Source organism: Mycobacterium sp. NGS59 (genome assembly GCF_059812345.1).
In genome coordinates this window covers 71,190-95,783 of sequence record NZ_JCALCN010000011.1, presented here as the reverse complement: position 1 = coordinate 95,783, position 24,594 = coordinate 71,190, and the positions used below count along the sequence as shown (strand labels likewise).

At 67.4% G+C, this 24,594-nt stretch carries 27 protein-coding genes; 6 read left to right on the top strand and 21 right to left on the bottom strand.

The genetic code is table 11. From position 1 onward, the window contains the following. The first annotated feature begins 151 nt into the window (after window positions 1–151). Window positions 152–565 (top strand): DUF5319 domain-containing protein, encoded by a 414-nt coding sequence (locus AC5Y46_RS14580; RefSeq protein ID WP_499941554.1) that lies wholly within the window; start codon window positions 152–154, stop codon window positions 563–565. 2 nt (window positions 566–567) lie between these two features. On the opposite strand, the gene AC5Y46_RS14575 is transcribed toward AC5Y46_RS14580, so the two are convergent. The 3 genes from AC5Y46_RS14575 to AC5Y46_RS14565 form a co-directional block, all read right to left on the bottom strand. Further along, a complete protein-coding gene (locus tag AC5Y46_RS14575; RefSeq protein ID WP_499991936.1) occupies window positions 568–1,557 on the bottom strand; it encodes an anti-sigma-D factor RsdA in 990 nt (329 codons plus the stop codon). Next, complete coding sequence (sigD, locus tag AC5Y46_RS14570) at window positions 1,550–2,125, bottom strand: ECF RNA polymerase sigma factor SigD (RefSeq protein ID WP_499941551.1); 576 nt, start codon at window positions 2,123–2,125, stop codon at window positions 1,550–1,552. The genes AC5Y46_RS14575 and sigD overlap by 8 nt, the downstream gene beginning before the upstream one ends. A gap of 77 nt (window positions 2,126–2,202) precedes the next feature. Next, on the bottom strand, window positions 2,203–3,000 hold the full coding sequence (locus AC5Y46_RS14565) for a hypothetical protein (protein WP_499991977.1): 798 nt from the start codon (window positions 2,998–3,000) through the stop codon (window positions 2,203–2,205). 877 nt (window positions 3,001–3,877) lie between these two features. Here AC5Y46_RS14565 and AC5Y46_RS14560 point away from each other — a divergent pair. Next, on the top strand, window positions 3,878–4,186 hold the full coding sequence (locus AC5Y46_RS14560) for a WhiB family transcriptional regulator (protein WP_036352919.1): 309 nt from the start codon (window positions 3,878–3,880) through the stop codon (window positions 4,184–4,186). Window positions 4,187–4,315: 129 nt separating this feature from the next. Here AC5Y46_RS14560 and AC5Y46_RS14555 read toward each other — a convergent pair whose 3' ends face one another. The 3 genes from AC5Y46_RS14555 to AC5Y46_RS14545 are packed head-to-tail and all read right to left on the bottom strand — an operon-like array spanning window position 4,316 to window position 7,249. Continuing rightward, on the bottom strand, window positions 4,316–5,122 hold the full coding sequence (locus AC5Y46_RS14555; RefSeq protein WP_499991935.1) for a lysophospholipid acyltransferase family protein: 807 nt from the start codon (window positions 5,120–5,122) through the stop codon (window positions 4,316–4,318). Next, a complete protein-coding gene (locus tag AC5Y46_RS14550) occupies window positions 5,119–5,949 on the bottom strand; it encodes an SDR family NAD(P)-dependent oxidoreductase (RefSeq protein ID WP_499991933.1) in 831 nt (276 codons plus the stop codon). Before AC5Y46_RS14550 ends, AC5Y46_RS14555 begins: the two co-directional genes overlap by 4 nt. 25 nt (window positions 5,950–5,974) lie before the next feature. Further along, complete coding sequence (locus tag AC5Y46_RS14545; protein WP_499991932.1) at window positions 5,975–7,249, bottom strand: cytochrome P450; 1,275 nt, start codon at window positions 7,247–7,249, stop codon at window positions 5,975–5,977. Between the two features lie 124 nt (window positions 7,250–7,373). On the opposite strand from AC5Y46_RS14545, the gene AC5Y46_RS14540 reads away from it, so the two are divergent. Then, a complete protein-coding gene (locus AC5Y46_RS14540) occupies window positions 7,374–7,952 on the top strand; it encodes a TetR/AcrR family transcriptional regulator (RefSeq protein ID WP_499991930.1) in 579 nt (192 codons plus the stop codon). Between the two features lie 7 nt (window positions 7,953–7,959). Here AC5Y46_RS14540 and AC5Y46_RS14535 read toward each other — a convergent pair whose 3' ends face one another. After that, window positions 7,960–9,018: an alpha/beta hydrolase gene (locus tag AC5Y46_RS14535; RefSeq protein ID WP_499991928.1), complete on the bottom strand. Its 1,059-nt coding sequence runs from the start codon at window positions 9,016–9,018 to the stop codon at window positions 7,960–7,962. Between the two features lie 83 nt (window positions 9,019–9,101). Between AC5Y46_RS14535 and AC5Y46_RS14530 the strand changes: the two genes are divergently transcribed. Together AC5Y46_RS14530 and AC5Y46_RS14525 are read left to right on the top strand one after the other, a co-directional pair. After that, window positions 9,102–9,644 carry a hypothetical protein gene (locus tag AC5Y46_RS14530; RefSeq protein ID WP_499991926.1) on the top strand — a complete coding sequence of 181 codons (543 nt, stop codon included), beginning with the start codon at window positions 9,102–9,104 and terminating at the stop codon, window positions 9,642–9,644. A gap of 60 nt (window positions 9,645–9,704) precedes the next feature. Continuing rightward, window positions 9,705–10,445, top strand: a complete 741-nt coding sequence (locus AC5Y46_RS14525; RefSeq protein WP_499991924.1) for a superoxide dismutase family protein — start codon at window positions 9,705–9,707, stop codon at window positions 10,443–10,445. Here the strand turns inward: AC5Y46_RS14525 and AC5Y46_RS14520 are convergent. Further along, window positions 10,442–11,383, bottom strand: coding sequence for an oxygenase MpaB family protein (locus AC5Y46_RS14520; RefSeq protein ID WP_499991923.1), 942 nt, complete (start codon window positions 11,381–11,383; stop codon window positions 10,442–10,444). The genes AC5Y46_RS14525 and AC5Y46_RS14520 overlap by 4 nt on opposite strands. A gap of 143 nt (window positions 11,384–11,526) precedes the next feature. Here AC5Y46_RS14520 and AC5Y46_RS14515 point away from each other — a divergent pair, with 143 nt between their 5' ends. After that, on the top strand, window positions 11,527–12,117 hold the full coding sequence (locus AC5Y46_RS14515) for a TetR/AcrR family transcriptional regulator (RefSeq protein WP_499991975.1): 591 nt from the start codon (window positions 11,527–11,529) through the stop codon (window positions 12,115–12,117). Between the two features lie 87 nt (window positions 12,118–12,204). Here AC5Y46_RS14515 and AC5Y46_RS14510 read toward each other — a convergent pair whose 3' ends face one another. The 13 genes from AC5Y46_RS14510 to AC5Y46_RS14450 form a co-directional block, all read right to left on the bottom strand. Beyond that, a complete protein-coding gene (locus AC5Y46_RS14510; RefSeq protein ID WP_499991974.1) occupies window positions 12,205–12,825 on the bottom strand; it encodes a methyltransferase domain-containing protein in 621 nt (206 codons plus the stop codon). 214 nt (window positions 12,826–13,039) lie between these two features. Continuing rightward, complete coding sequence (groL, locus tag AC5Y46_RS14505; RefSeq protein ID WP_499991921.1) at window positions 13,040–14,659, bottom strand: chaperonin GroEL; 1,620 nt, start codon at window positions 14,657–14,659, stop codon at window positions 13,040–13,042. An 89-nt stretch (window positions 14,660–14,748) separates the two neighbouring features. Beyond that, window positions 14,749–15,051 carry a co-chaperone GroES gene (gene groES / locus AC5Y46_RS14500; protein WP_011739140.1) on the bottom strand — a complete coding sequence of 101 codons (303 nt, stop codon included), beginning with the start codon at window positions 15,049–15,051 and terminating at the stop codon, window positions 14,749–14,751. 221 nt (window positions 15,052–15,272) lie between these two features. Then, complete coding sequence (gene tsaD / locus AC5Y46_RS14495) at window positions 15,273–16,298, bottom strand: tRNA (adenosine(37)-N6)-threonylcarbamoyltransferase complex transferase subunit TsaD (RefSeq protein ID WP_499991920.1); 1,026 nt, start codon at window positions 16,296–16,298, stop codon at window positions 15,273–15,275. After that, on the bottom strand, window positions 16,295–16,753 hold the full coding sequence (gene rimI, locus AC5Y46_RS14490; protein ID WP_499941534.1) for a ribosomal protein S18-alanine N-acetyltransferase: 459 nt from the start codon (window positions 16,751–16,753) through the stop codon (window positions 16,295–16,297). Before rimI ends, tsaD begins: the two co-directional genes overlap by 4 nt. Then, complete coding sequence (gene tsaB / locus AC5Y46_RS14485; RefSeq protein ID WP_499941532.1) at window positions 16,750–17,391, bottom strand: tRNA (adenosine(37)-N6)-threonylcarbamoyltransferase complex dimerization subunit type 1 TsaB; 642 nt, start codon at window positions 17,389–17,391, stop codon at window positions 16,750–16,752. Before tsaB ends, rimI begins: the two co-directional genes overlap by 4 nt. After that, window positions 17,376–17,837 carry a tRNA (adenosine(37)-N6)-threonylcarbamoyltransferase complex ATPase subunit type 1 TsaE gene (gene tsaE, locus AC5Y46_RS14480; protein WP_499941530.1) on the bottom strand — a complete coding sequence of 154 codons (462 nt, stop codon included), beginning with the start codon at window positions 17,835–17,837 and terminating at the stop codon, window positions 17,376–17,378. Before tsaE ends, tsaB begins: the two co-directional genes overlap by 16 nt. Then, the gene (locus tag AC5Y46_RS14475; protein WP_499941879.1) at window positions 17,830–18,891 is read right to left on the bottom strand and encodes an alpha/beta fold hydrolase; all 1,062 of its coding nucleotides are present in this window, start codon (window positions 18,889–18,891) and stop codon (window positions 17,830–17,832) included. Before AC5Y46_RS14475 ends, tsaE begins: the two co-directional genes overlap by 8 nt. A gap of 50 nt (window positions 18,892–18,941) precedes the next feature. Next, the gene (gene alr / locus AC5Y46_RS14470) at window positions 18,942–20,099 is read right to left on the bottom strand and encodes an alanine racemase (protein WP_499941528.1); all 1,158 of its coding nucleotides are present in this window, start codon (window positions 20,097–20,099) and stop codon (window positions 18,942–18,944) included. A gap of 52 nt (window positions 20,100–20,151) precedes the next feature. Beyond that, window positions 20,152–21,537, bottom strand: coding sequence for a glutamate decarboxylase (gad, locus tag AC5Y46_RS14465; protein WP_499941526.1), 1,386 nt, complete (start codon window positions 21,535–21,537; stop codon window positions 20,152–20,154). A gap of 16 nt (window positions 21,538–21,553) precedes the next feature. Then, window positions 21,554–22,969: an NAD(P)H-hydrate dehydratase gene (locus AC5Y46_RS14460; protein ID WP_499941524.1), complete on the bottom strand. Its 1,416-nt coding sequence runs from the start codon at window positions 22,967–22,969 to the stop codon at window positions 21,554–21,556. A 29-nt stretch (window positions 22,970–22,998) separates the two neighbouring features. Further along, window positions 22,999–23,712 carry a rhomboid-like protein gene (locus AC5Y46_RS14455; protein ID WP_499941522.1) on the bottom strand — a complete coding sequence of 238 codons (714 nt, stop codon included), beginning with the start codon at window positions 23,710–23,712 and terminating at the stop codon, window positions 22,999–23,001. A 19-nt stretch (window positions 23,713–23,731) separates the two neighbouring features. Continuing rightward, complete coding sequence (locus AC5Y46_RS14450) at window positions 23,732–24,592, bottom strand: DUF4436 domain-containing protein (RefSeq protein WP_499941520.1); 861 nt, start codon at window positions 24,590–24,592, stop codon at window positions 23,732–23,734. Between the last annotated feature and the right edge of the window lie 2 nt (window positions 24,593–24,594).

Here is a 24,594-nt window from a genome sequence, read left to right as displayed (position 1 = left end):
GCGAGGCCCTCCATATGCATGCTGGGTTGGAAAACATAATCCTATCGGCTCCCAGACGCTGTCCGGCTCACGGCTTCTGCGCGGCGCGCCACCGGCGGCGCGCGTCGGCAATTTCTGGCGTTATCACTGCCGTGCTGCGTAGGCTATGGGGGTGCGCGACCACCTCCCGCCGGGTTTGCCGCCCGATCCCTTCGCCGACGACCCATTGGACCCGTCGGCTGCTCTGGATGCCGTCGAGCCCGGTCAGCCGCTCGACCAACAGGAGCGGATGGCCGTCGAAGCCGACCTGGCCGACTTGGCCGTCTACGAAGCACTGCTGGCCCACAAGGGAATCCGCGGACTCGTGGTGTGCTGCGACGAATGCCAGCAGGATCACTATCACGACTGGGACATGCTGCGCGCCAACTTGCTGCAGCTGCTGATCGACGGCACCGTCCGCCCGCACGAGCCGGCTTACGACCCCGAACCGGACGCCTACGTCACGTGGGATTACTGCCGCGGATACGCTGACGCCTCGCTCAACGAAGCGACGTCAGACGCCGACGGATTCCGCCGCCACCTCTAGACCTACGGCGCTTCGCCTGTTGGGAACGATGTTCTCGGCCTGGGCTGTCCCGTTGTCCTGTCCCACGATTCGCCTGACGGTGTCTGCTGCGTCGGCGACGCGGGTACGCCGGGCGCTGCCGCGGGTGTGCTGGGTGCCGTCGTGGTGGTGGTCGTGGTGTTGGGTTTGGTGGTCGTCGTGGTCGGGACGGGACTGGGCGGGGTCGTGGCGGTCGACGGGGTCGCCGTTGGTGACGCGACCGGGCCGGTGGACTCCGGTAGCTCCGACGGAGCCTGGATCGCGGACGGCGGCGACTGTGGGACCGGAGCCGACGGCGGCGACTGTGGGACCGGAGCCGAGGGCGGCGCCGACGACACGGCCGGGGCGCGCGGCACGGCCAGCTCCGCGCTCGCCGTCGGGTCGCGCTTTTCCACCTTGGTGTTGAGCTGGTTCACCTCCGCCAGCAGACCCTTCCGGCGGCTGCCGTCGTTGACACCTTGCACAGTGGTGCTGACCTCGGCCAACTGCGTCTGCGCCTGATCCCATTGACCCTGGGCGATCATCTGCTCGACTTTGGCCAGATCGGCCTTGGCGGACAACTCGATCTGGTCGTCACTGACCCTGGGTTCGTTGAACATCATCGCGTGCAGCCCGTAGAGGAAGTCGCCCGGTTTGGCGTCGGCGACCACCGCACCGAACCCGCTGAGCGCCAGCAGGGTCGCGGCCACCGAACCCACCGCGGCCAGGCCGCTGCGTCGCCGGCGGGGCCGCAACATCCCCTCCCGCAGCGCGTCTTCGGCTTCGTCCTGGGACACCAGCGCGCTCGCCGGTGGCCAGCGCAGGTCATCGCGCCAATTACCCAGCAAGAGGGCAAGCGCTTCGTCTTCGAAGTTTGCCGGATGGACGAAGTGGTCTTCGGTACGCGCCGCCAGCGCATCGAGCAGCAAGTCGGTGTGGGTCACCTCGTCCAGGGCGGGTCGGCCCCGGCGGGCATCGGAATCAGAGTTACGCATATTCACCTGCCGCGACGATTTCGTCTCTCAACCGTTGAAGGGCGCGGTGCTGGGCTACCCGGACCGCTCCCGTGGTGCTTCCGACCGCCGCAGCGGTCTCCTCGGCGCTCAGCCCGACGACGACGCGCAGAATCAGGATCTCGCGTTGCTTGGCCGGAAGGATCTCGAGCAATTCGTTCATCCGGGTCACCGAATCGGCTTCGATGGCCATCTGTTCCGGACCGGCGTCGTGGGACCGCCGCTCGGGGACCTCTTCGGCCGGATAGGCGAGGTCGCGGCCGGCGGCACGATGGGCGTCCGCGACTTTGTGTGCTGCGATGCCGTACAGGAAGGCCAGGAACGGTCGTCCTCGGTCTCGGTAGCGCGGCAGCGCCGTGATGGTCGCCAAGCACACCTCCTGCGCCACGTCATCTGCTGACAGGCCACCCCGTTCGACCGTGCCGACCCGCGCTCGGCAATATCGGACGACGATCGGACGGATGGTCTCCAGCACCTCCCGCAATGCATTCCGGTCCCCTGCCGCGGCTTCCGCAACCACGACGTCGAGACGTTCTCCCTGCATTGTCATCGACGGTGGTTTCTCCAAAGTCACGAACCGGACACATACCGGGCTAACTCGCTGATCGAAGCTATCGGGCGGACGGGCTATCGAGCGGTACGCCAGATCCCACCGGCGCGTTGTACTTCACCTGCGCAAATATCCCGAATTTCGGTCCATTCCGGCAGCCCTTGTGCTCCAACCGTGACGCTTCCGGTATCGACCAGCAAGCTGGCCAGCGCCCACCGCAGCGGTATCAAACCCAGCGGTTCGGTGGCCTGCAGTGCCGCGTGCGCCACGGCGCGCGCCCGCTCGACGTCCCCCGCGCTGCACAGCGCGGCCGCCAGGACCACGTCGCTTTTGACCCGGTGGCGCGCCGAGACGCCGGCCCGGGCCCTGGCGACGGCGTCCTCTGCGCGCCGGACAGCGGTGTCGCCGTCGCCGGAGGCCATCGCCAGCTCGGCACCCACCCATCCTCGGCGCACCGCCAGCCGGTCGGCCACCGGGATCGGCAGTTCGGCGTTATCCATGGCCGCGTCCGCGCGGCTGAGAAATCCCGCTGCTGCCGCGAAGCGTCCGATACCCAACGCGTCGGCGGCCAGGCCGACCAGCGCATCGGCGCGGGCTTCGGGATCCGCACCCGCCAATGCGAAGGCTCGACCATCCCAACCCCGGGCCAGGGCGTGCCAGCCGAGCTGGCGCAGAAACGAGCCGTGCGTGCTGAGCGCCAGCGAGGCCAGGGGGCCGGCCTTGACCTGACGGCGCAGCAGTGCGAGATCGGCATAGGCGCTGCTGTACCTGCCCTGTCCACCGGCGGCGACGGCGCGCAGCCACAGTTGTCGCGGGGTGGTAGCCGTCGGCAGCGGCCAGGTCGCGGGGCTGTTCCCGAACGCGGCCTCGGCCAGCGTCGTGTCCTGCGCTGCATCCACGGGGCTATTGTCACCAGCGCTGCGCGGCGGACCGCGGCCGCCCGGCTTCTTGGACTGCAGGCTCGCCGAGCGTCACGCCAGCGTGGCATTCGGCGCCGAGCGTCACGCCAGCGTGACGGGCCGAGCAAGCAAGCGCCCAGCCCGTCGGGTACTGCAGGCTCGCCGAACGTCACGCCAGCGTGGCATTCGACGCCGAGCGTCACGCCAGCGTGACGGGCCGAGCATGCAAGCGCCCAACCCTCGGACTGCAGGCTCGCCGAACGTCACGCCAGCGTGGCATTCGGCGCCGAGCGTCACGCCAGCGTGACGGGCCGAGCAAGCAAGCGCCCAGCCCGTCGGGTACTGCAGGCTCGCCCAGCGTCACGCCAGCGTGGCATTCGGCGCCGAGCGTCACGCCAGCGTGACGGGCCGAGCGGGCAAGCGCCCAGCCGTCGGGTCGCGCACCGGCGGACAACTGCAACCGGTTTCAATCACCGTGATGGCTGCGCGTAAGTCGTAAAAAGTTTGTGCTCTAGGGGTTACCGGAAGATTACTCAGAGTGCGCCATACGCCAATTACGGGTTGCTTACAGCAGGCCTCTGAACTGGGCAAACCGCAAATCGATGGCGTCCGGTTAGCACATCTAGCCTTCAGCTATAGCGCTACAGATGAACGCGGAGTTAATTCTGCTACAAAGAGTCGGTTTTTCGCCACATCCCGTACCTATTGACGGAAATTCGATAGCACACCTAGCGTCTACCGTGTTCGGTGTAGTCATCGGTGACGCCACTGCCAATTCAGTTGCACAACTCGTCTTATTCAGGAGTTTTTGGCCCTCGAGCAGGTGGGCCGGTGCAGAGGAAGGGAATCAGCAATGCCACAGCCGGAACAGCTACCTGGGCCCAACGCCGACATCTGGAACTGGCAGTTGCAGGGGTTGTGCCGCGGCGTCGACTCATCGATGTTCTTCCATCCCGACGGGGAGCGTGGCCGGGCCCGGATGCAGCGCGAGCAGCGCGCAAAAGAGATGTGCCGGCGTTGCCCGGTGATCGACGAGTGCCGCACGCACGCTCTGGACGTCGGTGAACCCTACGGCGTGTGGGGCGGCCTCTCGGAATCCGAGCGGGACATGCTGCTCAAAGGATCCATCGGGCGGGGTCGCGGTATCCGCCGCTCGGCCTGATTGCTGCTGGACGACGCAGGCCCGGGGTGCTTGATGCCCCCGGGCCTGCGTTTGTGTTCTGCATCTTCGTCGACTCAGCGCGGAGAGTGAATCGCGATCGCAGCGCAGATTTCACGCCGCGATCGCCGTTCAGCCCAGGATCGGGAACCGCCGCTGGGCGGCGAGTCCGTCGAGCGCCTGTTGCATCACCGAGCGGATATGGCGGTCGACCTCGTCTACATCGGGATCGCGGCCGAACGCCGCGGGGATGTCGATCGGCTCGAGTACCGCGGTGGTGATCTTGGTCGGCAACGGCAGATTCGGCGGCAGGATCATACTGACCCCGAACGGAAATCCGATGCTGATCGGCAGGATCTTCAGCCGCAGCCGCTTGTCCAGTCCCAGCTTCTTCGCCAGCCCGGTGCCCCGGGTCAAGAACAACTGACTCTCCTGCGCGCCGATCGACACGGTGGGCACAATCGGGACCCCGGCCTCCAGCGCGGCGGTGATGTAACCCGTCCGGCCGTTGAAGTCGACGACGTTCGACTGACTGGTGGGCCGGTAGGAGTCGAAGTCCCCGCCGGGAAACACCAGCACGATCGCACCGGATTGCAGTGCTTCGGAGGCATTTTCGGGGCTGGCGTGGATGACACCGATGCGCAGCATGCTCCTTTCCAGCGGCCCCATCAGCACGGTGTTGTGTGCCAGCGTGTACATCGGGCGGTCGTAGCCGAACATCTCGTAGAACGCCGCGCCGAAGATCAACGGATCGGGAGTGAACATCCCCCCGGAGTGATTGGACACGACCAGGCACGGGCCATCGGGGACCCGTTCCATCCCCCGCACTTGCGGCCGGAACCAGCGTTTGACCCAGGGGTGCAGTTTGTCTTTGAACTGCGCGGTGAACTCCGAATCCCATTGCGCGACTTCGGTTGTCGCGAGCTCGGCGACGCTCATGCGGATCGCGCCGCATCGGCGAGGATGGTAGGCAGCCCATTGCGGGGGTTGCCAGCGGTCATGCCGCCGTCGACCGGCAAGACGACGCCGGTGATGTAACGGGACCGGTCGCTGCCCAGGAAGATCGCGGCGTTGGCGATGTCCTCGGCCGTCCCCGTGCGGTTGAGCGGACGGTCCTGCGCCATGATCGCGCGGATCGCCTGCGTCACCTCGTCGGCACCCTGCTCGGCATAACCGGTCGCAACCGACAGCAGTGGGGTCGGAATACCGCCCGGCGCAATGCAGTTGACGCGCACGCCGTGTTCGGCGAGATCGATGGCCGCGCACTTGGTGAAGTGCACGACGCCCGCCTTGGCGGCGCGGTAGCTCAGCACGGTGCGGCCGGCATCCAGTCCGCCGATCGAGGTCGTGTTGATCACCGAGCCGCCACCGTGATCCTTCATGTGTCGGGCGGCGATCTGGGTGCCGAGCATGACACCGAGCAGGTCGACCCGGACCACTCGGTCGAAGTCCTCGAAGTCCTCGTCGAGCAGGCTGGGCACCATCCGTCCGGAAACGCCGGCGTTGTTGAACATGATGTCGAGGCCGCCGAAGTTGTTGACGGCGAACGCAACCAGGCCCGTCAGGTCTTGAGCGCTGGACACGTCGGCGTACTGGAACGCGCAGTCGGAGCCCCCTTCAGCGGCGATCGCCTCGCCCCGTTCCCGGTCGACGTCGGCGACGACGACCCCGGCGCCTTCGGCAAGGAAGTGCCGCACGGTGGCGGCGCCGATTCCGCGCGCACCGCCGGTGACGATGGCTACTTTGTCGGCAAGTTCGTTGGTCATTTGTCGTACCTTTCGTTGAGCGCCGTCAGGCGGGCGTGAATTCCAGCTGCAGGTGGGTGAGGCCGCACAGGATGAACGTCGGAATGTATTGATAGCGGCGGTTTTCGGCCGGACCGTGATGAGTTTCGCTGATCCGGATGTGGCCGGTGCGGTCCAGCAGTCGCTCGATCGCGACCCGGGTTTCGGCGCGTGCCAATGGTGCACCCGGGCAGCTGTGAATGCCGCGTCCGAAGGCTAAGTGCTGACGGGCGTTCTTGCGCGCCGGGTCGAACACGTCGGGGTCTTCGAAGCGGCGCGGATCGCGATTGGCGGCGCCGTTGAGCACCATTACCGTGGTGCCGGCCGACAACGCAACTCCGCCAACGGTTGTCGGCACACGCGAGAGCCGGAAGTCGCCTTTGACGGGACTTTCTGTGCGCAACGCCTCTTCGATGAAGTTCGGGATGAGGCAACGGTCGGCCCGCAGAGCGGCCTGGATCTCGGCATTCTCGGCGATTATCTTCAGCGCGCTGCCCAACAGGCGGACGGTGGTCTCCTGACCTGCCGAGAAGACATTGGTCGCCACGCGCGCCACGTCGGCGACGGCGGGCGTGGACCCGTCGGGGAAGGTGGCCGTGGCCAAACCGGTCAGCACGTCGTCCTGCGGGTCGGCCCGGCGCTGTTCGACGTAGCCGGCGAAGCGGTCGTAGAGAAACGCCAACGGACTGTGCGCCAACGCCTGCTCACCGCTGCCACCGAACCCGTCGTCGGCGTTGCGGCGCAGACTTTCGACGAGTGCGGTGCGGTCCTGACTCGGCACGCCCAGCAGGTCGGCGATGACGAGGAAAGTGAACGGGCCGGCGAATCCCTCAATGAAATCGCCATTTTCGGCCGCGAGGTAAGAGTCGAGCACCTGATCGGCCAGCTGCCACATCGCGTCCTCGTTCTCCTTGAGGCGCTTCGGCGTGATCAACCGCATCATCAGCGCGCGGTGGTCGGTGTGCACCGGCGGATCCAGCGTCGGCAGCTGATCGCTGAACGGCAGCTCGTGACGGTGCTGGTCGATGAGCGCGGCGATATCGCCCTTCAGTTCCACGGGGAAACCGGGGAACGGACCGGTCACCGAGATGCAGGACGACCACGTCTCGTCGTCGTTGTAGACGTCAACCGCTTCTTGCCATCCGGTGACCATCGTGACGTCGTGACGGCCTTCGCGAGCCACCGGGCAGGCGGAGCGCAGCGCTTCGAAATAGGGATAGGGGTCTTCGACGAGACGCTCGTCGCTGAAGAAGTCGAGCGACGACAGGCCGTCGATGGTCATGATGATCCTTCCTTGTCGCACGTTTGCAGCTGGACGAACGTATAGGAGATTACTGGACGATCGTATAGAAGACAACTGGACGATCGACCAGGTATTGTGAGGTGGAACACGGACTGGAAGCGACATGACAAGCGAACTGGCACACGACGACAGCGACGCCCGGACCAGCGGACGCCTGATGGCGGTCGCTGTGAGACTCTTTGCCCGCCATAGCTATGCGGGCACCTCGCTACAGATGATCGCCGACGAGCTGGGCTTCACCAAGGGTGCGATCTACCACCACTTCCGCACTCGCGAAGAGTTGCTGTGGGCCATTCTGGAACCCATGCTCGAGCAATTACGCGGCATCGTCGACGAAGCCGAGTCACGTCGTACACCCAACGCGCGTGCCGATCACCTGCTGCAGGGCTACGCCGCTCATCTGGCGGCCAACCGCAAAGTTGCCGCAGTGCTGGCGCTCGACCCAGGGGTGTTGGAGGTGCTTCGCACCAATCTGACCTGGAGTCGGCTGATCGAACGTCAGATCGACCTGCTGGCCGGCGTCGAGCCGGGGCCGGCCGGTCGGGCAAAGGCCTCGATCGTGATGGCGGGTGTCGCCGCGGCGGTCGACCCGCGCGTTGCCGACCTCGACGAGGACACGCTGCGCGATCTACTGGTCGATGCCGGTCGTCGCGTGCTCGGCCTACGCGCGCCGCGCCGGTAGCCGGGTGTTACGACAGATAACCCCAGCTCCCAGGCGGCCGGCGAATGCACTGCGTTTTTGTTCTACATGCACTGGCAAGGTCTAGATGAAGACGCAAGTGCTCGCGCGCTCCGGCATGAAAGTCCTTCAACACCAACGTCTTCGAGGCAAACAGGTCCGCGCCGTGATACATCTGCGGGACGGTGACCAGCGTGCACGGAACCCCGGCCGCCTCGAGTCTTCTTGCGTAGTCGACATTCTCGTCGTGGAACAGATCCAGTTCGCCGACGCCGATCCAGGCCGGCGGCAAACCGGTCAATTCCTCGCGCCGTGCCGGCGCCGCGTACTGCGGCGCATCCGACAGCCGCGGCTCGTGACCGAGGTAGCTGGTCCAGCCGAACCGGTTGGATTCCGGCGTCCACAGGAATCGGCCCCGCCCGGCATGGTCGGCTCGCAGGACGGTGCGGTCGTCGAGCATCGGATACAGCAGCACCTGCGCCCGCAGCGGAATCCCTTCGTCGTGGCTGCGTTGCGCGACGGCGGCGGCCAGGCCGCCACCGGCACTGCCCCCCATGACGGCGATCCGCTGCGGATCGATACCCAGTTCGTCGGCGTTAGCCCGCATCCACCGCAGCGTGGTCATACAGTCGTCGAGCGCGGCCGGGAAGGGATGTTCGGGGGCCAGCCGGTAGTCGGGTGATGCGGCGACGACGCCGAGTTCCCTTGCCAGTTGCCCGGTTCCGAACGCTTCCATTTGCGGTGAGCCCACCACGTATCCGCCGCCGTGGATGTACAGCACGCCCGGCCGTGGTGTCGAGCCGTCCGTCGGAGTGGTGATCAGCACCCGCAGGGAAGATTCCCCGATGCGGCACTCGGTCACCGTCACGCCGGGCCCGGACGGCGTGCGTATCCGCGAGTTGAAGCGAAAGACGGGAAGCAACCAGGCGCGCGTGGTGGCAGGCAGAAACGGCAGTACCGGACTGCGGAAATCGGGCGCCACCGCGGCCATGGCCTCGCGCATGGCCGCATACCGTCGCGCCGCCAAAGCGGCCATGCCCAAGGCGGCGATCAGTGCAAGTCGCGTCACCCGCGGAGCCTAACCCTGATCAGCGAACTGAGGCCGCGACAGCGCGGATGTTTCCGGGAGGGCTGCGAGGGTATCGCGCGAAGATGCTGCGAGATTCTCTGCGTGAAGGCCTGATTGCCGGCACTGCTGGGGCGGTCGTCATGACGCTCGGCGAAAAGGTCGAGCAACGTCTCACCGATCGGCCGAACTCCTACGTGCCCGCAGCGGTGCTGGAGCGCCTCACCGGCCGCCAATTCTCCTCTCCCGGAAGTAGATTGGTCGCCAACTGGGCGATGCACTACGGACAGGCCGCGCTGTTAGGGGTGCTGCGCTCGGCGATGGCTGAGGTCGGGCTTCGCGGACCGGGGGCTTCGGCCAAGTTCACGGTGGTGCGGCTGACCAATGACCAAATTCTCGAGAACGCGACGGGTGTCGGGGCACCGCCGCAGACCTGGCCGCGCCACGAGCTGATTCTCGATGTGCTGCACAAGGCGGTGTATGCGTTCGCCACCGGCGCCGTCGCCGACGCCCTCGCCGCCCGGCGTGGCCCGGGCCCGGGGCAGCGGCACGCGGCGCGATTGCCGGGCCGCCACTCCGATGTGGGACCTGTTCCCGCTGAGCAAGCTTTTGGCCGGACGCCACGTTAGGGGTGCTCAACCGCCATTCCCACGAGTTTCGGTGGCGGCCGCGGAGGGTAGGCACCATCCATGAAAATGGGCGTGTTATTCGCGGTCGCGGCGCTGACCGCGGCCGCACCGTTAGCAGCGTGCGCCAACGACCGGGGCGGCCAATCCGCAACGTCGTCTAGCTCTTCGCCTGGTGCGGAGAGGATGACCACTCAGTTGAAGGGCACCGACGGCAGTCAGGTCGGTAACGCCACTTTTGAATTCGCGAACGGCTACGCGACCGTGACGGTGGAGGCCGGCCCCAACCAGGTCCTCAGCCCCGGCTTCCACGGCCTGCAGGTCCACTCGGTGGGCACCTGCGATGCGTCCGGAAGCTTCAGCTCCGCCGGCGAGGTCTACCAGGCGCCGAATCACACGGGTAATCCCGCCAGCGGCGATCTCACGTCTCTGCAAGTGCGCCCCGACGGCTCGGCGAAGCTTGTCACGACCACCAGCGCATTCACGGCGGCGGACCTGAGGAATGGCTCGGGTACTGCTCTGGTCGTCCACCAGACTCCGGGGACCTTCAGCGGCGAGGGCGAGGAGTCCGGCAAGCGGATCGCCTGCGGTGTGATTGCCGCGCCAGCTGCAACCTCGTCCACCACAACCACCACGACGACAACGACGACGACAACCAGCGTCAGCACGGTCACGACCACCGTCGTCGTGCCACCACCATTGACCAGCACGAGTACCAGCACCGTGACGGTCAGCAGCACCCCGAGCAGCAGCATCTCGCCGACCACCACGCTGACGACTTCCAGCCAGCCCGGCGGCGGTTAAGGGCGAGGCAGGTTGTAGGCGAACGACTTCTGTTGGCGCTCTTTCATCTTCGCCAGGCACTGGTGATGTTTGCGGGCGTGGTAGGCCAACGGGAAATAGGTGAGCCGGTCGGGCAGCAATCGGTAGGCGGTGCGGATCACGAAGTAGCGCCTGGTGAGCTGCCGTTCCTCTTTGGCGCTCCATGTGACACCGAGCTTTTCGCGAAGACGTGGATCCAGCAACCCGACGATCGACAGATAGTTCAGTCGCAGTGCTGGCAGCACCAACGCTCTCGCCAGCGGGGCCAGCGGCTTCGGGAATGAGGGCGGCAGATCGACCTTGCCGATCTGCAGATCGTGGATCAGTTGCAGCGCTTGGGGCGTGCCCTGCAGCGTGTCCAGCATCGACTCGAAATACTCGGCCATCTCCTGCTGTGACTCGGGGTAACCGCGCATCGGCACATGCAGCAGTCGAGCCAGTCGCCGGTTGTCGCGCAGCAGCTCCTGCTTCTCGACGTCGGTGAACTCCCGCCCGATCAGTAATTTGCCGGCCTGTGCGTTGACGATGTAGCCGGTGGCGATCACCCACTGGTAGGCCTCGGGGTTCAGGGCGCTGATCTGCTTACCGGTTTCGGCGCTTTTCATGGTGATCGGCTGGTGCATCGCGCGCACTCGGTCACCCTCGGCCTTGGCTTCGGTGCCGCCGTAAGTCCAGCGAAGCACCGAGTCGACGGAACGTATCGCGCGGCCGCCCGCGTCGCCGTGGAAGGCTGCGGAGTATTTACCGGTGATCTCGGCGATGACCGGATGCATCGCCTGCATCATGAACGCCGCACCTTCGAGGATGAGGAACGTCCAACGTCCGGTGTGCTCGGCGGTCAGGGAATCCGGCGGAACGAGTTCGATCGCTTCGGAGTCCGCATGGTCCTGTCGGATATCGAGCCTTCTGCTGGCGGTCACCGGTGTCCCCCTCCGGTCGATCTGATGCTTCGAGGCTAATATGACCGTCAGGTCGCATTCAAGTCGCGTCAGGGGTTCTGATGAGCACAGCAAAGTCCAGGTCAGAGCGTCGGAAGGTGCCACAGCAGGCACGTTCCCGGGAGATGGTCGCAAAAATCGTGTCGACGACGGTGTCGTTGCTGCACCGACACGCGCCGGAGCAGATCACCACCAATCTGATCGCCGAGCAGGCCGGCATCAGCAAGGGATCGATCTATCAGTACTTCGCCAACAAGGAGCAGATGATCAACGCCGCCATCGAGCAACTGGCCGCCGAACAGGCGCCCGCCATCGAGGAGATGCTGCGGGCAATCACGCTGGACCGCCCGGAATCGGCCATGGAGTCGTCGATCGACATCCTGATCGAGTTCACCATCGCCAACCGCCGGTTGATCCGCTACCTCGCCGAACGCCCCGACCACGTCCGCACCTTCGAGAAGATCTCCGGACTCAACGCCACCCTGCTGGCGATGACCACGCTGCACATAAACCATTACCGCAGCGAGTATCGCGACGAGTTGAGCCCGAAGGCGTTGGCTTGGCTGTTCTTCAATATGGCCGTGGCGACGACCCTGCGTTACATCGAATCCGACGACCCGATTCGGCTGGAGGAACTACGCACCGGGCTGAAGTTTGCCTCCACCGGTCTGCTGGCAGGGCGGCGCCCTGATCGACTCGGGGACGAACGCCGATGAGCATCCGCTGACGCGCCGCGGCACCTCCGAAAGGACCTCAGCGCGCTCGACGGCCTCGACAAGGGCGATGCCGCACGTTGCCGCCGTCTAGGACCTGATCGCGACAACAAGGTGATGAGTGATCGCGGCCTCGTCGAGGCGGCGCTGCGTGACTTCGCCAAATCCCGCCTTTTTCAAGGCAACGACGATCTCGTCGATCGGGCGTAGCTCGAAACCATAAGCAGTGAAAGGCAAACGGGCCATCGCGTCAGGGTCACCGATACCCAACACTGCTCGGCCGCCGGGACGTACCACCCGCGCGAGTTCAGCACACGCGACGTCGAGGTCTGGCACGAAGTACATGGTGTTGACGGAGATCGCCGCATCGAGCGAGCGATCGTCGAGCGGCAATGCGGTCAGCGACCCGGTGAGCAGACTGATCCGGCCGGCAGCGATCTGGGTCTCGAAGCGCGCCCGGGCGCGCGTGAGCATGTCCTCGGCGACCTCCACACCGAAGACGGTGCCCTGCGGGCCAACCCGCTGCAAAAACAGGTCGAGCCCTAGTCCACCACCAAAACCGATGTCGGCCACCGTGTTTCCGGCCGACGCAGCCGTCGCATCGACAGCGCCGACCATCGCCCGTCGATTGCCGCGGTTGAGCAGTAGCGCGACGCCACGGCCCACCAGACCGTGCGGCCGGCCGAGTTGCCCGGCGATCGTCGCCAACATTCGCTGGCGTAAACCCATGATCGTTACCTCAGAACTGATTCATTGAAGACGTGCCGCCCCGCCCAATAATGCTTGATCCGCGCAGCGACTATTCAGGGGCGGTCGTGAAACTTGAAGCCGTTGAGTTTCGCCGAGGCTGAACTGATGCACGCGGCACTCCGAGGCGACGAAGCGCCCCGGCCGCAGGGACCGGGGCGCTCCGTCGGAAATGTTCTCAGTGGTGGTGATGGCCGTGGCCGTGACCATCGTCGGCGGCCTCGGCGGGCTTCTCGACGACCGCCGTCTCCGTGGTCAGCACCATCCGCGCCACCGACGACGCGTTGAGCACCGCCGAACGGGTCACCTTGACCGGGTCGACGATGCCGTCAGCCGCCAGGTCCCCGTAGGTCCGGCTCGCGGCGTTCAGACCCTGCCCGTTGGGCAGCTCGCCGACCTTGTTGACCGCGACCGCGCCGTCAAGCCCGGCGTTGGTGGCAATCCAGTACAGCGGCGCGGCGAGCGCATCGGCGAACACGTCGACGCCGACCCGCTCGTCACCGCTGAGCGCGTTGCGCAGCGACTCCAGAACGTGGCGGGCCTGGATCAGCGCCGAACCGCCGCCGGCGACGATGCCTTCCTCGACCGCGGCCTTGGCCGCCGCGACCGCGTCCTCCACGCTCTCTTTGCGCTCCTTCAACGCCGTCTCGGTGGCGGCACCGACCTTGATCACGGCCACCCCGCCGGCCAGCTTGGCCAGCCGTTCCTGCAGCTTCTCCCGATCCCAGTCGGAGTCGCTGGCTTCGATCTCGGCGCGCAGGTGCTTGATCCGGTTGGCGACCGCATCCTTGGAGCCGCCGCCGTCGACGATGATCGTGTCGTCCTTGTTGACCACCACCCGCCGGGCGGTGCCCAGCACGTCGAGGCCGACCTCGCGCAGCAGCAGACCGGTGTCGGGGTTGACCACCTCGCCGCCGGTCACGATCGCCAGGTCCTGCAGGAACGCCTTGCGCCGGTCGCCGAAGTACGGCGCCTTGACCGCAACAGCCTTGAGCGTCTTGCGGATCGAGTTGACCACCAGCGTGGCCAGCGCCTCACCCTCGACGTCCTCAGCGACGATCACCAGCGGCTTGCCGGCCTCGGCGACCTTCTCCAAAAGCGGAAGCAGGTCGGGCAACGAGCTGATCTTGTCCTGGTGCAGCAGGATCAGCGGGTCGTCGAGCACGGCTTCCTGGGAGTCGAAGTCGGTGACGAAGTAGGCCGACAGGAACCCTTTGTCGAAGCCGACGCCCTCGGTGAACTCCAGTTCGGTGTTCAGCGTGGAGGATTCCTCGACGCTGACCACGCCGTCGGCGCCGACCTTGGTCATCGCCTCGCCGACCAGCCCGCCGATCAGCTCGTCCCGCGAGGACACGGTCGCCACCTGGGCGATGGCGTCCTTGCCGGAGACCGGGGTGGCCGCGGCCAGCAGCGCCTCCGACACCGCATCGGCGGCCTTGGAGATACCCGAACCCAGCGCGATCGGGTTGGCCCCGGCTGCCACGAGGCGAAGGCCGCCCTTGACCAGCGCCTGGGCCAGCACGGTGGCCGTGGTGGTGCCGTCACCGGCGACGTCGTTGGTCTTGGTGGCCACCGACTTCACCAGTTGGGCGCCCAGGTTCTCGAACGGGTCTTCCAGGTCGATCTCACGTGCGACGGTCACCCCGTCGTTGGTGACCTGCGGTCCGCCGAAGGCCTTGGCCAGCACCACGTGTCGGCCGCCGGGCCCCAACGTCACCTTGACCGCGTCGGCGAGCTTGTTCACGCCCGCTTCCATGGCGCGACGCGCGGTCGCGTCGTACTCGATAATTTTGCTCATCAGGTCCTTAACCCCAGCTTCTAACGCATCCCGCCCCGGAAACCGCCCGTGCGCACAGCACGGGGATCGCCGGGGCGGAACACGGTGTCTTACTTGGAAACGACAGCCAGCACGTCGCGTGCCGACAGGATCAGGTACTCCTCGCCGCCGTACTTGATTTCGGTGCCGCCGTACTTGCTGTAGATGACGGTGTCACCCTCGGCGACGTCGAGCGGAATCCGCTTTTCGCCGTCCTCGTCCCAACGGCCGGGGCCGACTGCGACGACGGTGCCCTCTTGGGGCTTCTCTTTGGCGGTGTCAGGAATGACCAGACCGGAAGCGGTCGTGGTCTCGGCCTCGTTGGCCTGCACGAGAATCTTGTCCTCGAGTGGCTTGATGTTCACCTTCGCCACGATTGGAGCCCTCCACTATTTGGATCGGGTCCGGGGTTCCCGGACCGGAGTTGACAGCCGGTCGCAGGCGTGCCCTCGAACCGGCCGGATTACCAGGTGTTTCGGCAGTCTTCGGGTGCCCTCGCGCCGTCGTCGCGGGTGCCGGAACAGGGGGTCGTCCGACTGCCACCTAGCACTCTATACATGAGAGTGCTAGCACTCAAGGGCGCCCCGGTGCTTCGTCAGCTGACCTGTCCCTTCACCACCGGCAGACCCGGGTCGCTGGCCGCATCCAGCGGCGACGGCGGCGCGCCCGCGGCCACCAGATGCGCGGCGAACGAGGCGATCATCGCCCCGTTGTCGGTGCACAGCCGCGGCCGCGGGATCCGCAACGTCAGGCCGGCCTCGGCGCAACGCTCGGTGGCCAGCTCGCGCAGCCGCGAGTTGGCCGCCACTCCCCCGGCGATCAGCAGCGTCGACACCCCCAGCTCGGTGGCGGCCCGCACCGCCTTGCGGGTCAGCACGTCGGCGACCGATTCCTGGAATCCGGCCGCGACATCTGCGTCGCGGAAGTCGGGATGGCCCTCCACATACCGCGCAACGGCGGTCTTGAGCCCGGAGAAGCTGAACGCGTACGGGTCGTCGCGGGGACCGGTCATGCCGCGCGGGAACACCACCGCCTGTGGGTCGCCGGTGCGCGCCAACTCGTCGAGCACCCGCCCGCCCGGGTAGCCCAACCCCAGCAGGCGGGCGACTTTGTCATAGGCCTCGCCCGCGGCGTCGTCGACGGTGCTGCCCAGCTCGACGATCGGCTCGCCGAGCGAGCGGACGTGCAACAGGTGCGTGTGTCCGCCCGACACCAGCAACGCCACGCACTCGGGCAACGGCCCGTGCTGGTACACGTCGGCGGCCAGGTGCCCGCCGAGGTGATTGACGGCGTAGAACGGAACCCCCCACGCGGCCGAATACGCTTTGGCCGCAGCCACTCCCACCAGCAGAGCGCCGGCCAGTCCCGGTCCGATCGTCGCGGCGACGACGTCGGGCTTGTCCAACCCCGCCGTCACCAGCGCCCGGCGCATCGCGGGACCGAGCGCCTCCAAATGCGCGCGCGAGGCGATCTCGGGGACCACCCCGCCGAAGCGCACATGCTCGTCGACGCTGGACGCGACCTCGTCCGCCAGCAGGTCCACGGTGCCGTCACCCGCCAACCGAGCGATCCCGACTCCCGTTTCGTCACAAGAGGTTTCGATGGCCAGGATGGTCGTCATCGGGCGTCCCTTCGCATCGTGTAGGCATCGGCGCCGCTGACCCGGTAGTACCGCTTGCGCAGGCCGATCTGTTCGAATCCCACACTGCGATACAACCCGAGCGCCGCTTCGTTGTCGGTGCGCACCTCCAGATAGACGGCGCCGCCGTCGGCGAAATCCAGTAAGGCTTCCAGCAATTGGCGCCCGATCCCCCGGCCCTGAAACGAAGGGTCCACCCCGATGGTGTGCACCTCGTACTCGAACGGCGCCACCCGGCCCAGCCGGGAGATGCCCGCATAGCCCACCAGCGTGTCGCCGCAGCGCGCGGCCACGTAATGATTTGTCTTACTGGCCAATTCGCGTTCGAACGCCACGGCCGGCCAAGGGTCGTCACCGTCGAACAACTGCGCCTCCAACTCGGCGCACCGGCGGACGTCGGCGCGGGTAAGCCCGCCCAGCGCGATGTCGACGGTCACGGCCGGGCCGCCAACGGCTTGGCGTCCGGGCGGCGCAGGTACAGCGCGACCAGCGGTGCCGGCTCGGCCGACCAATCCGGTACTGCGCGCGCCAGACCTTCGGGGGTCGGGTGGACCGGTCCGCAGACCGGTAGCCCGAACAGCGCCGCATGCTCGGGCGAGCCGGCGACGGAACGAGCCGGACCGGCGTCGACGTCGGCCGGGGCGCTGACGGCCGGACCCTCGGTGCGCGACCCGTCGCGGTAACGGGCCCAATAGATTTCGCGGCGGCGGGCGTCGGTGACGACCAGTGTCTCGCCGGTGGTCAGCCGGCCGACCGCGTCCAGGCTGCACACGCCGTGCACGGGGATATCCAACGCGTGGCCGAAGGCGGCGGCGGTAGCTATGCCGGCCCGCAACCCGGTGAACGGCCCGGGGCCGCAGCCCACCACCACCGCGTCCAGGTCGGTCATCGACAGGTCCGCATCCGCTAGTGCGGCAACGACATTCGGTGTCAGCCGCTCAGCGTGCGCGCGGGGATCGACGGTGATGCGCTCGCTCAGGGTGAGGAAGTCGCCGCGCTCGACGCGCACCACGCCCGCGGTGACGGCCGGGGTGGCGGTGTCCAACGCCAAGACGATGCTCACTTGCCGACCCATTCCCAGGTGGCGATCCGAACGTCGGAGTGGGTGACGCGCTCGAGCCGGATGTCGAGATGGCGTTCTGCCAGCCGTTCCACCAATCCCTCACCCCACTCCACGACGACGACGGCGTCTTCGAGGTCGGTGTCGAGGTCCAGCGAGTCCAGCTCGCCGAGCAGGTCGGCGCCGGGGGTGTCCAGCAGGCGGTAGACGTCGACGTGGATCATCGCCGGCCGACCGGTCACCCGCGCCGGGTGCACCCGGGCCAGCACGAACGTCGGAGAGGTGACCGGGCCGTCGACGTCCATGGCCGCAGCGATTCCCTTGGCCAGCACCGTTTTTCCGGCCCCGAGCGGACCCGTCAGCACCACCACGTCCCCGGCGCGCAGCAGCTCGCCGAGCCGGGATCCCAGCGCGATGGTGTCCTCGACGCGTTCGCACGTCGCCGTCCCGGAATCAACCACGCCGCAACCGCTTCCGCAAACGTTGCTGCCACCGCCGGTAACGCAGTGCGTGCTTGCCCGGCAGCGACCGCTCGATCAGCCGGACCAGCCCGTCGTTGATGGCGTCGGGTTTGTCCAGCAACGCCAGATGACTGGCACCTTCCACGATCACCAGCTCGGATCGCGGCAGCGAGGCGGCCATCAGCCTCGAGTATTCGTCCGGGGTGAGCAGGTCGTGGTCGCCGCACGCGATCAGGGTGGGGACCTTCAACAGGGTCCACAATCCGGCGGTCTCGTCATGGGTCTCCAGCGCGCGCAGGAAACCGACCAGGGTGGCGATCGGGGTGCCGTTCATCATCCGCTGCGAGAACGCGTCCAGGCTGCGGCTGACTTGCAGGTCGCTGTAGGACGCTGCCCGCAGAATCGGCCCGATCAGCGAGCGCGACACGTTGCGCCCTCGGTGCACCAAGTTGGGCGCGGACTTGGCGGCGAACCGGACCGCTTCCAGCGCAGGGTTTTTCAGGAACTCGCCAAGCGGGGAACGGGTGACACCCTCGGCCGCCGAGGAGAGCAGCGCCGCACCCACGATCCGGCGGCCGTATTCGTCGGGGAATTGCCGGGCATGCGACAGCACGGTCATGCCGCCCATCGAGTGGCCGACCAACACAATCAACCCCTCCGGCGCCATCACCCGCAGCACGGTCTCCAGGTCCCGGCCTAGCTGGGTCAGTGTGTAGGAGTCGGGTTCGCCTTCGCCGGACTGGCCGTGCCCGCGCTGGTCGTAGAAGACCATCCGCACCTGCGGACCGTACAGCTCGCCGAGTCGCATGCGTTGAAAGTGGAAGGCGCCCATGCGAAGACAGAATCCGTGTGCGAAGACGACGGTCAGCGGGGCGTCCTTCGGCCCGGCTTCGCGCACCGCGAGCGGCACCCCGTCGTCGGTGGTGACGACCTCGGCGCGGTCGCTGTCCAGCCGCTCGAAATCCTCGTCCGCCCAAGGGTCGTCGGCCGTCAGAGCACGTCCGACGATCGTCTTGCGGGCCGAGGCGCCGACGAGCGTGGCGACGGCGGTCAGCCCGGCCCCGCCCGCAAGCCAGGTCTTCTGCTTCCGGGTCTCTTCAGAACTCAAGCTGTGGCCTCGCGGTAGCTCCTGGTGATACGTCCCCGGATGCCGGTGACCACCTCGTAGTGGATGGTGCCGACGAGATCGGCCCAGTCCTGCGCGGTGGGCTCACCCTGGGCGCCTGGTCCGAACAGGATCGCCTCGTCGCCCGCAGTCACGTCGGGCTGTCCCGGCCCGAGGTCGACGACGAACTGGTCCATGCAGATCCGGCCCACCCCGGGCCGTCGCCGCCCGTTGATCCACACTTCCAGCCGGTTGCCCAGCGCGCGGATCACCCCGTCGGCGTAGCCGATCGGCAGCAGCGCCACATACGTGTCGCACGGTGCCTTCCAGGTGTGCCCGTAGGACACCCCTTCCCCCGCCTTGACCGACTTGACAAGCGCCACACAGCTTTTCACCGTCATCGCCGGGACCAGACCCATGTCACCCAGCGTCGGCACCGGGCTCAGGCCGTACACGGCGATGCCCGGGCGAACCAGGTCGAACGTCAGGTCGGGACGGACCATGGTGGCCGACGAGTTCGACAGGTGCGCCACCTCGAAATCCACCTGCTGCTCACGGGCGTAGCTCAACATGTCGCGAAACCGTTGCGCCTGAACGTCGTTGATCTCCTCGTCGGGGGCGTCGGCATACACCAGGTGCGACATCAGACCCCGCAGCCGGATCTCCTCGTCGGCCACGGCGCGGCGCAGCGCGGCCAGCATGTCCGGATACTGAGCCGGGGCCACCCCGTTGCGGTTCAGCCCGGTGTCCACTTTCACCGTGACGGTGGCCTGCGTACCGGTCCGGCGCACCGCGTCCAGCAGCTCGGAGAGTTGGCGCAGCGAGGAGACCGCGATCTCGACGTCGGCAGCGAGCGCCGGCGCGAAGTCGAAACCGGGTGGGTGCAGCCAGGCCAGGATCGGGTCGGCGATGCCGTCGGCGCGCAGGGCCAGCGCCTCGTCGACGGTGGCCACACCGAGTTCGGTGGCGCCGGCGGCCAATGCGGCGTAGGCGACCCGGGTGGCGCCGTGACCGTAGCCGTCGGCCTTGACCACGGCCATCACGTGCGCCTTGCCCGCGTGTTCGCGCAGCACCCGCACGTTGTGGGCGATGGCGCCGAGGTCGACGACGGCCTCGGCGAGCACACCGGGGGTCAGGGAGATCGGCGTGACGGACACGCCGACCATTGTCCCAGAGCCGCGCGCCGGGGTTTCGCGCGTGCGCCCGGTCTCAGTGCGCGAAGTGCGCGGCGTCGAAGTGCCCGCCCGGCTTGAGCTTGTCCAACGTGGCCAGCGACTTGACGGCGTCGTCGTGCAGCGCCCGGGCCAGATCGGCGGACAGGCCTTCGCGCACCACGATGCGCAGCACCGAAATGTCGGTGGCGTTGTCGGGCATCGTGTAGGCCGGCACCTGCCAGCCGTAGGTCCGCAGCTCGTGGGAGACGTCGAACTCGGTGTAGCCGCGGTCCCGGGACAGCCGGAAGCTGACCACCGGGATCGCCGAACCGTCGGAGATCAGTTCGCAGTGCTCGCCGGTGCGCAACTGCTCGCCGAGCCAGCGCGCGGTCGACGACAGCGCCTGCATCACCCTGGTGTAGCCGTCGCGGCCCAGTCGCAGGAAGTTGTAGTACTGGCCGACCACCTGGTTGCCCGGACGGGAGAAGTTCAGCGTGAAGGTCGGCATGTCGCCGCCCAGGTAGTTCACGTGAAACACCAGGTCCTCGGGCAGGTACTCCTTGCCGCGCCACACCACGAACCCGACACCGGGATAGGTCAGCCCGTACTTGTGGCCGCTGACGTTGATCGACACCACCCGGGGCAGCCGGAAATCCCACTGCAACTCCGGATGCAGAAACGGCACCACGAAACCGCCGCTGGCCGCGTCGACGTGCACCGGGACGTCCACGCCCCCGTCTGAGGCGAGTTTGTCCAGCGCCGCGCAGATCTCGGCGATGGGCTCCAGCTCACCGGTGTAGGTGGTGCCCAGGATCGCCACCACCCCGATGGTGTCCTCGTCGACGGCGTCGACGACCTGTTCGGGGGTGATGACGTAGCGGCCCGGCTCCATCGGCAGGTAGCGCGGCTCGACGTCGAAGTAGCGGCAGAACTTCTCCCAGACCACCTGCACGTTGGAACCCATCACCAGGTTCGGGGTGCGTTTCTTCCAGTCCTTCCCGACCTTCTCGCGCCACCGCCACTTCATCGCCAGCCCGCCCAGCATCACCGCCTCGCTGGAGCCGATGGTGGACACGCCGGTGGCGCTGGCCGGGTCGTTGTCGCTGAGGTGCTCGGCGTGGAACAGGTCGGCGACCATACAGACGCAGCGCTGCTCGATCGCGGCGGTGGCCGGGTATTCGTCCTTGTCGATCATGTTCTTGTCGAAGGTCTCGGCCATCAGCTTGCCGGCCTCGGGGTCCATCCAGGTGGTGACGAAGGTGGCCAGGTTCAGCCGCGAACTGCCGTCGAGCATCAGCTCGTCGTGGATGAAGCGGTAGGCGGCGTCGGGGTCCATGGACTCCTCCGGCATCCGCAGCGCGGGCACCGGCGCGGTGAACAAGCGGCCGGTGTAGGCGGGAGCGATCGAATGCGTGGCCATGGACGGGTGGCTCTTGGACATGACGGGCCTTTCGTTGCTAGAGGGCGGCCAGGGCCGCCCGGATGTGACGCAGAATCCTTGAGGCCGACGTCGGTGTGTCGCCCGGGCCGGGGTCAGCCGCCGACAACGCCGCCGCCCGCACGTGCACGAACGCCGCCGTCGCGGCGGCCTCGCCGGGCGGCAGCCCCGACGCCAGCAGCGCGCCGATCATGCCCGACAGCACGTCACCCGATCCGGCGGTGGCCGCCCAGGACTCCCCGGCCGGATTGAGGTAGACCGGTCCACCGGGTTCGGCGATGACGGTGACGTTGCCCTTGAGCAGCACGGTGGCGCCGAACGCATCGGCCAATCTGCGCACCGCGCCCACCCGGTCCTCACCCGGCGGCGACCCGGCCAGCCGGGCGAATTCGCCGGCGTGCGGCGTCAGCACGGTCGGGGCCTTGCGGTCGGCCAGCAGGTCGGGGTGGGCGGCCAATATCGTCAGGCCGTCGGCGTCCACCAACACCGGCAGGTCGGTCTCCAGCGCGAACCACAGTGCGGCGGCACCACTTTCGTCGGTACCCAGACCCGGCCCGACCACCCATGCCTGCACCCGCCCGGCCGCCGCCGCGGTGGGTGAAGCGATGACTTCCGGCCACTGCGCGAGCACCTCGCGATGTGCGCTGCCGGCATAGCGGACCATGCCCGACGTCGCGGCGACCGCGGCGCCGGTGCACAGCACCGCGGCGCCGGGATAGGTCGAGGATCCGGCCAGCACGCCGGTGACGCCCTGGGTGTACTTGTCGTCGCGGGCACCCGGTACCGGCCAGCGCGCCAGGACGTCGTCGGCCTCCAATCCCAGGACATCGGTCTCGGGCAGGTCGAGCCCGATGTCGACGAGCTCGACGCGGCCGCAGTCGGCCAGCGCATGTACGGGTTTGAGGCCGCCGAAGGTCACGGTCAGCGCGGCCTGCACGGCCGGTCCGGTGATGGCCCCGGTGGATCCGTCGATGCCGCTGGGAATGTCGACGGCGACCACCGGGATGCCCTCGGCCGCGTCGAACACGTGTGCCGCGTTCGGCCGCAACGGACCCGAGCCGGAGATGCCCACCACCCCGTCGATGACGAGATCGGTCTCCGCGGAGACGGTTGCGACGACGCGGCCACCGGCCTTGCGGAAGGCCGCCAGCCCCTTGCGGTGGGTGCGTTCGGGGTTGAGCAGTATCGCGTCGGCGGCGGCGCCGCGACGGCGCAGAAAGGTCGCCGCCCAGAGGGCATCCCCGCCGTTGTCACCGGAGCCGACGACCGCGCACACCCGGCGCCCGGCCACCCCGCCGGTGCGGGTGCGCAGTTCGCCGAGGATCGCGGCGGCCAGACCGTAGGCGGCCCGTCGCATCAGCACACCGTCGGGCAGGCTGGCCAGCAGCGGCGCTTCGGCGTCGCGGATCGCGTCCGCTGAGTAGTAGTGCCGCATCTACCCGCCCACTCCTTCGGTCGCCGTATTCAGGTCGAGGCCTCCGGCGACCGGGGCCGGCGGAATCGCTCCCTGAGTTGCGCCGGATTCCACGGGGCGCGTTTGCGTTCCCGGGCCATCGGATAGAACGCGAGGCCGACCAGCAGCGCCGCGAAGTGGCCGATGGCGGTGAAGCTGAGTTCGATGCGGTCCATCAGCAGCACCGGAAAACCGAAGATGAGCAGCAGCACGCCGAGATAGCCCCACCGCCAGGGTCGGGCGATGCGATAGGTCAGGATGCCCATCACACCGACCAGAAAGTAGCTCACCCCGATGTCGTGGGCGCGCACCGAGCGCTGCGAGGCTTCGTTCAATCGGATCGCCAGATACAGCAGACCTTCGCTGAAATAGGTGGCCACGATGTGTGAGGTCAATCCCACCGTCAGCCAACGGAATTGGCCCAGCCAACGCTCGGCGGGCGCGAGGAAGATGCTGAACAAGATCAGATAGGGTTCCAGGCTCTTGCCGTCGATCCAGAACAGGCTGGAGAACAGCACGCCCAGCGGATCGGTGGCCAGGGCGTGGATGTTGGTGTAGCGGTGCAGCAGTATCGAATGCAGCTGATGGCCGGTGACCAGGTGTTGCACGATGGTCGTCACAGACAGCGCCACCAGCCAGCCGTAGGTCAGCGGTGCGCTGATCACGTAGTGCCAGACCGCGCGCACCAATGCCCGCAGCCGCACCGTCACCGATCGTTCCGCCACGGTTCAATCTTTCCACGCCTCAGCTGTTCGACCGCTCCGCAGGCAATTCGAAGTCCGGCGCCAGGTGACGCCACCAGCACGAGATGTACAGCACCATCGAGACCACCAACACGACGATCACCCAGAGGGTCACGGTGGCGTCGATCCAGGCGCCGAACGGCGGCGCATCGGGCAGCGCGTTGCGCAGCGGTATCACCGCGAACAGCATCGCCGCGAACCAGGTGGTCATCGGCGGCTGGAATCTGCGCCGGTCCCGCATGGTCTGGACGGCGACGAACAAGCCCACGCCGGCGATCGCGATCAACACACCGAGCAGTCCGACCGCGACCGCGATGGTGCTCGGTGACCGCTGCACCTCCACGCGATACGGCGCCGGGGTCGGACCGTTGCCGGGTTGAGCCACCGATACCTGCCAGCCCGGAAGCCGGTCGACGAACGTCGCCGTCGTCCGCTCCGGTGTCTGCGCGCCGCCGTGGAAGAGTTCGACCGAGACCGGCCCCGAGCGGTAACCGTCGAACGGCCAGTCCGACACGTCGCCGTTGATGTTCAGCGACGCCGGGAAGACACCGGGCAGGGTGCCTTTCGGCCACGTGTGCTTGGTGGGCGTGGTCGCGGATGTGACTGCGACACTGAGGTCTTCGGTGAGATTGCCCGTCGCCGGATCCAGCAAGCCGGGGTCGGGCGAAACGGTGACGTTGACCACCAGCGCGCTCTTGTAGGGCTGCACGGCCTCGATGTCGATGGTCACCGTGGTCCCCCCGCGCGCCGGCTGACCTTGGGAGACCGTGTGCGGTGGACCCATCCCGGTGAGGGCGTAGAGCACGATCAACCCGACGTAGGCGGCAACGAAGACGACGACTCCACCGATGGCCAGCCTCATGG

Bases quoted from the DNA above. Each gene is read 5' to 3' on its own strand.
- tsaB (WP_499941532.1), bottom strand. From the start codon at position 17,391: ATGGGTCGGCAAGTGAGCATCGTCTTGGCGTTGGACACCGCCACCCCG.
- gad (WP_499941526.1), bottom strand. From the start codon at position 21,537: ATGTCCAAGAGCCACCCGTCCATGGCCACGCATTCGATCGCTCCCGCC.
- AC5Y46_RS14550 (WP_499991933.1), bottom strand. From the start codon at position 5,949: ATGACCAACGAACTTGCCGACAAAGTAGCCATCGTCACCGGCGGTGCG.
- tsaD (WP_499991920.1), bottom strand. From the start codon at position 16,298: ATGACGACCATCCTGGCCATCGAAACCTCTTGTGACGAAACGGGAGTC.
- AC5Y46_RS14540 (WP_499991930.1), top strand. From the start codon at position 7,374: ATGACAAGCGAACTGGCACACGACGACAGCGACGCCCGGACCAGCGGA.
- AC5Y46_RS14460 (WP_499941524.1), bottom strand. From the start codon at position 22,969: ATGCGGCACTACTACTCAGCGGACGCGATCCGCGACGCCGAAGCGCCG.
- AC5Y46_RS14525 (WP_499991924.1), top strand. From the start codon at position 9,705: ATGAAAATGGGCGTGTTATTCGCGGTCGCGGCGCTGACCGCGGCCGCA.
- AC5Y46_RS14450 (WP_499941520.1), bottom strand. From the start codon at position 24,592: ATGAGGCTGGCCATCGGTGGAGTCGTCGTCTTCGTTGCCGCCTACGTC.
- groL (WP_499991921.1), bottom strand. From the start codon at position 14,659: ATGAGCAAAATTATCGAGTACGACGCGACCGCGCGTCGCGCCATGGAA.
- AC5Y46_RS14545 (WP_499991932.1), bottom strand. From the start codon at position 7,249: ATGACCATCGACGGCCTGTCGTCGCTCGACTTCTTCAGCGACGAGCGT.
- AC5Y46_RS14555 (WP_499991935.1), bottom strand. From the start codon at position 5,122: ATGAGCGTCGCCGAGCTCGCGACAACCGAAGTCGCGCAATGGGATTCG.
- AC5Y46_RS14560 (WP_036352919.1), top strand. From the start codon at position 3,878: ATGCCACAGCCGGAACAGCTACCTGGGCCCAACGCCGACATCTGGAAC.
- AC5Y46_RS14515 (WP_499991975.1), top strand. From the start codon at position 11,527: ATGGTCGCAAAAATCGTGTCGACGACGGTGTCGTTGCTGCACCGACAC.
- sigD (WP_499941551.1), bottom strand. From the start codon at position 2,125: ATGACAATGCAGGGAGAACGTCTCGACGTCGTGGTTGCGGAAGCCGCG.
- AC5Y46_RS14510 (WP_499991974.1), bottom strand. From the start codon at position 12,825: ATGTTGGCGACGATCGCCGGGCAACTCGGCCGGCCGCACGGTCTGGTG.
- AC5Y46_RS14530 (WP_499991926.1), top strand. From the start codon at position 9,102: ATGCTGCGAGATTCTCTGCGTGAAGGCCTGATTGCCGGCACTGCTGGG.
- AC5Y46_RS14575 (WP_499991936.1), bottom strand. From the start codon at position 1,557: ATGCGTAACTCTGATTCCGATGCCCGCCGGGGCCGACCCGCCCTGGAC.